Below are 8,764 nucleotides of genomic sequence, written 5' to 3' on the forward strand. Positions count from 1 at the left end.
GGCGGTTGCGGGCGGGCGACCGGGAACTGGCTTTGACCGATCTGACGCGGCACACGACACGGGTGCGGGCAACGCTGGACTGCACGTCCGGCTGGTACGCCGTGCAGGACTGGGTCGGGATGCCGCTGCGGGCGCTGTTTCCCGATCCGGGTGCGGCGCGCAGTCTGGTGGTGCGGTCAGCAACCGGGTACTGGGTGCGGTTTCCGGTGCGGGATCTGGACAGTCTGTTGCTGGCGCACACCGTCGGCAATGTGCCGCTGCGGGCCGGGCACGGGTTCCCGGTGCGGCTGGTGGCGCCCGGGCGGCGCGGGTTCTGGTGGGTGAAGTGGGTGGACCGGCTCGAGCTGAGCGACGCCCCCTGGTGGTGGCAGCCGCCGTTTCCCCTGACGTGATTGTTGAGCTACTGGCTCAGCTCCTCGATCCGGCGGCGCAGCGTCACCTGGGACTCCTCGACCCCGTAGGCCTGCTCGCGCAACTGGTCGAGCGTGCTGCGGTGCCGGGCGATCACGGCCGGATCGTCGTAGTAGATGCCGCGCACCCGGTCCTCGGTGTAGACCACGCCGGGGTCGTTCTCCAGCAGGTCCGGCAAGGACAGCACCACGAAGGCCCCGCTCACCCCGGGGTGCATGCCGGCGGACAGCGGCAGCACCCGGATGGTGATGGTCGGCGACTCGGTCAGCTTGAGCAGGTGGTTGAGCTGCTCGGCCAGCACGATCTCCTCGCCTGCGCCGCGGTAGAGCACCGACTCGTCCAGCACCGCGTCGACGGTCGGCGGGTCCGGCTCGCGGGTGAGCACGTCCTGGCGGGCCATGCGTAGCTCGACCCGTTGCGCGACCTCGGCACCGGTCAGCGCCGGGGCGCCGGTGCGCACGATCCGCTCGGCGTAGTCGGGGGTCTGGAACAGGCCGGGAATGACCAACGCGTCGTAACTGGCGATCTCCGCCGCGGCCGACTCCAGGCCGAGGAACAGCTCGAACCAGTCCGGAACGGCGTCGGCGAACGGGACCCACCAGTCCCGGCCGGTGCGGGCCGCCTCGACGAGATCGACAAATGCCGGAATGCGCTCGGCGGCCCCATAGTGCCGCAGCAGCAGTTCCAGTTCGGGAACCTTGGGGAGATTGCGGGCCACCTCGAGATGGGTGATGTGGCTGGTCGCGCAGCCCGCGCGCCTGGCCACGTCATCGCGCTTGAACCCGGCCGCCTCCCGCAGCCTGCGCAGTTCGAGCGCCACATATCGCTTGAGCACGGTCGGGCTCGGTGCGACCACCAGGGTTACGTCCTCTCTTTTTCCCGCTGTACAAGACCACCCGAGCTGCGCGGATCACCTAATTGTGATGTGAAGCCGTTCCGTCACGCCATGTTACGGCGTAACCTCTTACTTAGTAACGAGTTACCTTGTATCGCCGCAGTGCTCCAAACCTCCACCATAGCCGCCCTGGCAAGGTCCGGTGACCGCACCAGTTCGCCGTTGACAACACATATCCACCAACCAATCGCCGAGCGCCACCAGCCCCGGCGGCGGGTTCACACGCGCCTACGCCACGGCGCGGCCGCCGCCGCACAACCCGACAAGTAGCTCCCCCTACGTGCGATCACCGCGGCCGGGTCACCTCTTTCGAGCTGGAGGCCCGACGTGAAGCAAGACAATGCCGTCGAGCAAGCCGCCACGCCCCAGCACAACAACAACGCTGTGGCACAACCCCTGGCCGCGGTAGACCGGTCCCGAATGGCCCTGCCGCTGGCGGTTCTGCTGGCAGTTCCGCTATTGGCGTTGAACCTGCGGCCCGCGGTCACGAGCCTGGGCACGGTTCTCAACGACGTTCAGCTCGATATCGGAATGTCGGGCATGCTGGCCTCGGTCGTGGTGGCGGCACCGGTCTGGTGCTTCGCCGCCGGCGGCGCGCTCACCTGGGCGCTTCGGGTGCGGTTCGGCACGATGCGCACGGTCGCCGGCGCTCTCGTCGTTCTCGGTGTCTCCCTTGCCTTCCGGGTCGCCGGCAACGCCTACGTCCTGCTGGCCGGCACGATCACCGCCTGCCTCGCGATCGCCGTCCTCGGCACGCTGCTGCCGGCCATCGTGCACGCCGCGCCGCCGCGCGAATGGGCCACGCTCACCGGGTGTTACGTGGCCGCGCTGGGCAGCGGCAGCGCGGTCGGCGCACTGGTCACCCCGCAGATCACCGACCACACCTCGTGGCAGCTCGGCGCCAGCAGTTGGGCGCTGCTCGCCGGGGCCGGCTGGCTGGCCTGGCGGGTGGCCGGACGCAACTTCCCCGAACGGCCGGCGCCGGTCGGCGCGGCGCGGCGGACCGGCCCGCTGTCACTCAAACCGGCCAGCACCGCGTGGGCGCTGACCATCCACTTCGGACTCACCTCCGGCTTCACGTTCAGCATCATGGGTTGGCTGCCCAGCATGCTGCTCAACCGGGCGGCGGTGCCGCCGCAGCAGGTGGCCTGGCTGTTCACCGTGGCGATGGCGCTGGGCGTGCCGATCGCCCTGCGGGTGCCGAAGTGGGCCCGCCGCTGCAAGAGCCAGTCCGGGCTGGCCCTCGCGCTGGCCGCACCGAACATGATCGCGGTCGCCGGGCTGCTCCTGGTTCCCACCTACGCGCCGTGGGTGTGGGCGGTGGGGCTCGGGCTCGGCATGCCGGCCGTCGGCCTCGCGCTGACCACCATCTCGCTGCGCGCCGACTCCAACACCGACACCGCCGCCGCGCTGTCCTCCATGGTGCAGGGCATCGGCTACGCCATCGCCGGTGCCACCGCACTGGGCGTCGGCCTGCTGCACAGCGCCACCCAGGTCTGGGAATGGCCGCTGATCGCGCTCATGCTGGTCCTGTGTGGACAGGTGCTCACCGGCATGATCGCCGGCCTGCCGGTGACCATCCGGTCCGGGCCCCGGGTGGTCGAGCTGATGTTCCCGACCATTCCCCAGCAGCGCAGGGGCTGACGAACGAACCGGGGGCCGGCGCCGTGGCGCCGGCCCCCGGCCGTCAACTGGTCTCAGGCGCTGCGGACCTCTTCGACGAACCGGGTCACCTGGGAGCGGAGCATCTCGGCGAGCCGCGACAGGCCGGTCATGTCGCCCGCCCCCTCCTCGTGCACGCCACCCTCGATGGCGGCCGCGATGCCCGCGGTCATCGAGTCCATCTGGCGGATGCTGCCGGTGATGTTGTCCAGCACGGAGATCACCTCGGCGGACGCCTGCTGCACCATCGCCACCCGCTCGTTGATGGCGCTGGCCGACTTGCTGGCCTCGTCCGCGAGGGACTTCACCTCGCTGGCCACCACGCTGAACCCGCGGCCGGCGTCGCCGGCCCGGGCGGCTTCGATGGTCGCGTTCAACGCGAGCAGCCGGGTCTGGGCGGCCACCTGGGTCACCATCCGCACGGCCTGCTTGATCTCGTCGGAGGCGGCGTCCAGCGCGGAGACGGTCTGGGTGGCCCGGCCGGACTCGTCGGCGGCGTTGCTGGCGAAGGACGCCAGGCCCGAGGCCGTCGCACCGATCTCCGTGGCCGCGGTGGCGACCTGCTCGGAGGCCGACAGCACGGCGGTCTCCATCTCGTCGGCGAGCGACTGGCGGGCCGCGCGGGCCGCGTCGACCTCGTCGGTCGCGGCCTGCATCGCCTCCCGAGCCTCGTTGATCTTCTGCGCGCCTTCGGCGAAGGCACCGGTCATGCCGCCCTCGAGGAACACGCGGTGGAAGCGGCCCTCGTTGGCCGAGGAGAGCGCGGCGGTCGACTCCCGGACGTAGGCGTCCACGACGTCGAGCAGCCGGTTGAGCTCGTCACGGGCCGCGACCACCGCCGGGTCGTCCGAGGTCGCCGGGACCCGGGCCTCCAGGTCGCCGCGGGAGGCGCGGGCGCAGACGTCGGCGAAGGTCTGGAACACCGTCGGGTTGGTACCGGCGGTCATGGGCGGATCTCCTGTCGGGTCAGCGACCAGACGAACTGGTCATAGGTCTGGCCAAGGTCGGTGAGGCGGTTGTCGAAGGACTCCATGGCCGCGGCGATCGCCTCGGCCGGGCGGGCGTGCTCGCGCTCGATGCGCACCAGCGAGGTGTACAGACCGCTGGCCGCCCGCACGGCGGCCGGGTCGGGCACCCGGCGGTTGGAGTGGTAGCCGACCAGCAGGCCGTCGGCGTCGTAGGAGGGTGTGACGTGGGCGAACACCCAGTAGTGCGCCCCGTCCTTGGCCAGGTTGACGATGTAGGCGAAGACCTCCTGGCCGGCCTTCAGGGTCTGCCACAGCAGGTGGAAGATCGTCCGGGGCATGTCCGGGTGGCGGAGCACATTGTGCGGCGCACCGAGGATCTCCGACTCGGGGTATGCCGACATCCGAAGGAAGACATCGTTGGCGTAGGTGATGACACCACGGGGGTCGGTCTTACTGACGATCAGCTCGTCTGGCTGAAAGTGCCGTTCGATCCCCGTAGGTGGGATGCCGCCCTGTCGCATGACAACTCCGATGGCCTGTGTTTCCCAGCCATCTCACGATCGGCAACGGGACATGCCACCTGAGGAGTTGCCGGCCCTGCCGCCGGGTCCGACGAGGGACGGAACCGGGCCCGGCGACAGGTGCGGGGATTACCCGCAGACCGAACCGTTGAGCCGGAACAGTTCGGGTGCCGGGTTGGCCAGCGGACTGGCCGCGAGGAAAGCGAAGGTCACCGACCGGCCCGGCTCGATTCGGCGGTTGATGACGAGGTCGCGGGCGGTCACCGTCGGGCCCTGCTGGGCGGCGTCGGCCCCCAGGGTCAGCGCGAGCCGCTGCCCGGTGGGGAACGACCAGGACACCGTCCAGCCGGTGACCGCCGCGCGACCGGTGTTGGTGATCTTCACGGTTGCCAGGAACCCGCCGGCCGTGTGGGCCACCTGCTGGTAGCCGACCCGGCAGGCGCCGGGCGGGACGGGCGCCCCGGTGCCCTGGTCGGCCAGGAACGAGGCCATCCAGGCCAGCGCCGAGTTCCAGTTGATCGCCACCTCGTTGGTCGAGTACGACTGGATGTCGTCGACGTAGCAGAACTGCGGCGCGCAACCCTCCAACAGGTCCGCGGCGAACGGGTCCTCCAGGCCGGTGTTGGCGCCGCCGGCGATCGAGCCGACCGGCGGGTTGGGCAGGTTCGGGTTGAGCTGGCGGCCGTACATCCGGCTGTGCTGGTTCTGCGGCGTCTTGGTGCCCCAGCCGGTGACGTAGGAGTGGTTGAGCGCGTTGCGGCCGAAGATGTAGTCCATCGCCTGTAGCGCGCCGTCCCGGTAGCGCCGGTCACCGGTCAGGTCGAACGCGGTGGCGATGACGATCGCGTTGTTGATGATGTTGCTGTTCGAGCCCCAGAAGTAGCTGCCGCGCCCGCCGGGCATGGCCAGGCCGTACGCCTCGGCGGCCGAGGTGGCCAGGTAGGCGTCGGCGGCCTCGGTCACCGACCGCCTGACCGCGGCCCGCTCGGCGGCCGGCAGCCGGTTGGGCACGGTGGCCAGGTCCAGCCGGCCCAGCGCGGCGGTCTGCGGCCAGTTGAAGCCGGTGGCGGAGAACACGTTGCCGGTGTGGTGCGGCGAGGAGCGCAGGTCGGTCAGGAACGCCGCCTCGCCCGTGGTCAGGTACAGCTCGGCCGCGGCCCAGTAGAACTCGTCGCTGGCGTCGTTGTCGTTGTAGGTGCCGCCGCCGTTGCCGTCGGTGGGGCTGGCGAAGATGTCCGGGTGCGCCTTGGCCGCCGCGTAGGCGGTGCGCGCCGCGGACAGGCACCGGTTGCCGAACGCCTTGTCGTAGGGCAGGTAGAGCCGGGCGCACTGGGCGGCGGTCGCGGCGAGGTTGAGCGTGGCCACGGTGTTGGCCGGGTGCAGCTCGCGCAGTTGCGGGTCGGCCTCGGGGGCCAGCGGCAGGCCGGTCCAGTTCTGGTCGTGGATCTTGTGGTGGGCCATGCCGGCGAGCGGCTGCCCGGCCGGGACCTGCATCCGCAGCAGGAACTCCAGCTCCCAGCGGGCCTCGTCGAGGATGTCCGGCACCCGGTTGCCGCGCTCGGGCAGCCGCAGCGTGCCGTCGGCCAACGCGGCGGGAGTGGCACCGGCCGCGGTCAGGGTGCGCTCGTAGGTGGACAGCAGCTGGTAGGTGGCGATGCCGCCGTTGACGACGTACTTGCCGTGGTCGCCCGCGTCGTACCAGCCGCCCCGCACGTCCAGCCGGTAGTCGCACACGCCGGGCTGGCACGCGACACTTGTGTCGCCCTGGTTGGGGGCCACGCCCACGTGCCCGGCCGGCCGGGCGTACTGCTGACCGACCAGCGCGCCGTCGATCGGGATGCCGCTGCGCTGGATGTAGAAGAACTGCAGCGCGTCGGAGCGCAGCGCTCCGTAGACGTCGCCGATGGCGAACGGGTAGCTGGTCTCGCCGTCGGCGGTCAGGGTGTAGCCGGCGCCGGGCGTGCGCACCGCGGAGAAGTCGATGGTGTGCACGTTCTGGTTGGACGCGACGTCCACGCCGCGCGGGGTCGACACCCCGGAGGCGACCACCCGGCCGCCCGGGTCCGCGAGGGACCAGGGCAGCGGGGTGGTCGCCGGGGTGACAACGGTGGCGTTCTTCGGCCCCTGAGGTAGGTAGCCGACCTGGTTGACACGGACCCGCGGGCCCGTGTCCGGCACGTACACCGGTGGCGGCGCACCACCGGTGAGCGAGACGTTGTCCAGGCAGAGCGTCCACGGCTGTGCGCTGCCGCCGATCTGGAACGCCACCTGCTCGATGTCGCTGTTCACGTCTGAGGTGAACACGAAGGAGAAATGCTGGGGGGTCGGGCCGAGCGTGACCGGCCGGGACAGTCGCTCGGAGAACGGGTCGACCTGGAGCTGCACCTTGGCCAGCACCCCGACCGGCATCGACGCCGACGCGTCGAAGGAGAACTCGTAGGACTCGCCGCTCTGCAGGCCGAGGTCGTTCTGGCCGATGATGGCGTCCCACGGGTTGACCGTGCCGCCGGCCACCTGGGCGCAGAGCCGGCCGTCGGTCACGGCGGCCGGGGCGCTGCCGGTCCACCACCACGGCGCGGTGCCGGCGTCGAAGGTGCCGTTCTCGATCAGCTCAACCGGTTGGGCCTGTGCGGGCACGGCCGGCCCGGTCGCGGCTAGCACGGCCACGGCCAGCAGGCCGACCGTGCGGCGGGCACGTCGATGTGCGGGGCGGTTCACGACTGTGTCCTTTCGCCGCGGCGCTTCTGGGAGCGCTCCCAGATGGCTCTCAGCATGGTTGCGGTTGTACGGGCATGTTGTCAACGGGTCACAGAGGGAGCGCTCCCAGTGATCTCCTCCGGCCACCGCCCGGCCCGCCTCGCGTGGGTTCCCCCCATCCGGCCCAATTCTTCCCATTTCCTCGATTGTCCGGACAGGTCTGCTACCTTCATTCATTCCCCCACCCCACCCTTTCAAGGACGATTCATGTCGCCGTATCACGCCCGCGCCGGGGCGCTCCTGACGGAAACCGCCGGCGACCCTTTTGGAGACTTCTCACCATCCGTCTACGAGACCGCACGGGTGGTGCGGTACGCGCCGTCATTGCCTGGCCATAGCGAGAGATTGAGGTTTCTGCTGGGCCGGCAACGACCGGCCGGCGAATGGAACGATCCACCAGAATATGCCCTTCTTCCCACCCTCAGCGCCACCGAGGCTCTGCTGTTCACAATCGTTTGCCCGCGAATTGCGGCGAATCCCGCAGGCATTTCCGATTCCGTAAATCGCGGATTGCGCCGACTGTTCGGCTGGCTCGACAACGGGCCGGCGCCGGACCTGCCGGACACCGTCGCGGTGGAGTACGCGGTGCCCGGCCTGATCGCGGCGATCAACGAACGACTCGCGGCGGGCCTGCCGCCCGCACTGGCGGCGTGGCGCGGGCGGCGGTTGGCCGCACACCCGGCCGCCGGTCCCGAACCGCTCGAGGCGCTTCGACGAGACACGGCCGGCGGCACCGGACCGCCCGCCACCCTGGTGCATTCCTTAGAGATCTTCGGCGCGGCCGCGCGGGGGGCGCCGGGCGTTCGGCCGCGGGCCGGCACGGTCGGCTGTTCCCCGGCGGCCACCGCCGCCTGGCTCGGCGATGCCGCGGTGCGCGCCCGCCGGCATCCCTGCGTGAGCTACCTCGAGCGGGCCGCCCGGGCCGGCGGCGTACCGGTGGCCGGCCCGCTCGCCGTCTTCGAACGGGCCTGGGTGCTCGTCGCGCTGGCCACCGCCGGCCTGGTGCCGCCGGTCGCGGACCCGTTGGTGGACAGCCTGGAAGCGGCATTCGGGGAGCGCGGCGTGGCCGGCGGACCCGGGCTGCCGCCGGATGCCGACGACACCGCCACCGCCCTGTACGCCCTGGCCCTGGTGGGCCGGCCGCGCTGCCCGGACCTCCTGCTCGGCTACCGCGACGGCGACCACTTCGCCAGCTTCCCCGCCGAGCGCACGGCGTCGACCAGCACCAACGCCCATGTGCTGCAGGCGTTCGGGGCCGGCGCGCCGGGCCGGCACCGGGCGATCCGAGCCGGGCTGACCGACTGGCTGTGCGGGCAGCAGGAGGCCGCCGGGTGCTGGTGGGACAAGTGGCACGCCTCGCCCTACTACGCCACCGCGCACTGCGCCGCGGCGCTGGCCGGGTACGGCGGCCCGCGGGCCGGACCGGCGCTGCGCCGGGCGACCGACTGGGTGCTCGGCACCCAGCGCGCCGACGGGTCATGGGGCCGGTGGCGCGGCACCTACGAGGAAACGGCCTACGCCGTACGAATCCTGACCGGGGCGCCGGCCCC

General features: G+C 71.3%; 6 protein-coding genes and 1 pseudogene. 3 read left to right on the top strand and 4 right to left on the bottom strand.

The features are described 5' to 3' along the window. Positions 1-392 (top strand): molybdopterin-dependent oxidoreductase (locus tag VFO68_RS05575; RefSeq protein WP_325157072.1); only part of this gene is annotated, 392 nt, incomplete at its 5' end. An 8-nt stretch (positions 393-400) separates the two neighbouring features. Here the strand turns inward: VFO68_RS05575 and VFO68_RS05580 are convergent. Next, positions 401-1,267, bottom strand: coding sequence for a helix-turn-helix transcriptional regulator (locus VFO68_RS05580; RefSeq protein ID WP_325157073.1), 867 nt, complete (start codon positions 1,265-1,267; stop codon positions 401-403). Between the two features lie 366 nt (positions 1,268-1,633). On the opposite strand from VFO68_RS05580, the gene VFO68_RS05585 reads away from it, so the two are divergent. Next, positions 1,634-2,950 carry an MFS transporter gene (locus VFO68_RS05585; protein ID WP_325157074.1) on the top strand — a complete coding sequence of 439 codons (1,317 nt, stop codon included), beginning with the start codon at positions 1,634-1,636 and terminating at the stop codon, positions 2,948-2,950. Between the two features lie 53 nt (positions 2,951-3,003). On the opposite strand, the gene VFO68_RS05590 is transcribed toward VFO68_RS05585, so the two are convergent. The 3 genes from VFO68_RS05590 to VFO68_RS05600 form a co-directional block, all read right to left on the bottom strand. Beyond that, positions 3,004-3,915 (bottom strand): methyl-accepting chemotaxis protein, encoded by a 912-nt coding sequence (locus tag VFO68_RS05590; protein WP_325157075.1) that lies wholly within the window; start codon positions 3,913-3,915, stop codon positions 3,004-3,006. Next, a complete protein-coding gene (locus tag VFO68_RS05595; protein WP_325157076.1) occupies positions 3,912-4,457 on the bottom strand; it encodes a PAS domain-containing protein in 546 nt (181 codons plus the stop codon). The genes VFO68_RS05590 and VFO68_RS05595 overlap by 4 nt, the downstream gene beginning before the upstream one ends. Positions 4,458-4,586: 129 nt before the next feature. Further along, a complete protein-coding gene (locus tag VFO68_RS05600) occupies positions 4,587-7,175 on the bottom strand; it encodes a glycoside hydrolase family 9 protein (RefSeq protein WP_325157077.1) in 2,589 nt (862 codons plus the stop codon). Between the two features lie 549 nt (positions 7,176-7,724). On the opposite strand from VFO68_RS05600, the pseudogene VFO68_RS05605 reads away from it, so the two are divergent. Further along, positions 7,725-8,764, top strand: a pseudogene (locus VFO68_RS05605) (prenyltransferase); the annotation flags it as partial.

Source organism: Actinophytocola sp. (genome assembly GCF_035712165.1).
Classification (GTDB): Bacteria; Actinomycetota; Actinomycetes; order Mycobacteriales; family Pseudonocardiaceae; genus DASYTH01.